Here is a 255-nt window from a genome sequence, read left to right as displayed (position 1 = left end):
AGCGCAGGCGCACGCCGCCGGTATCGGTGGATTCCAGCGCCGGAATCGCCGACAGCAGGCTGCGGGTGTATTCCTCGCGCGGATGGTCAAAGACCTCGTCGCGGGTGCCCTGCTCGACGATGCCGCCGTCGCGCATGACCACCACCCGGTCGGCCACCTGCTCGACCACGCCCAGGTCGTGGCTGATGAACAGGCACGAAAAGCCGTGGCGTTCCTGCAGATCGGCAAACAGGTCCAGCACCTGGGCGCGCACCG

1 pseudogene is annotated in these 255 nt (G+C 68.2%); it reads right to left on the bottom strand.

What is annotated here, in order from left to right:
• A pseudogene (locus SB751_RS32900) lies at positions 1-255 on the bottom strand (peptide ABC transporter ATP-binding protein); the annotation flags it as partial.

The sequence above is a fragment of the Cupriavidus sp. SIMBA_020 genome (genome assembly GCF_046535395.1).
Lineage (GTDB): Bacteria > Pseudomonadota > Gammaproteobacteria > Burkholderiales > Burkholderiaceae > Cupriavidus > Cupriavidus campinensis.
The sequence above is the reverse complement of the archived record's forward strand: the minus strand, read 5'-3'. Positions and strand labels throughout refer to the sequence as shown.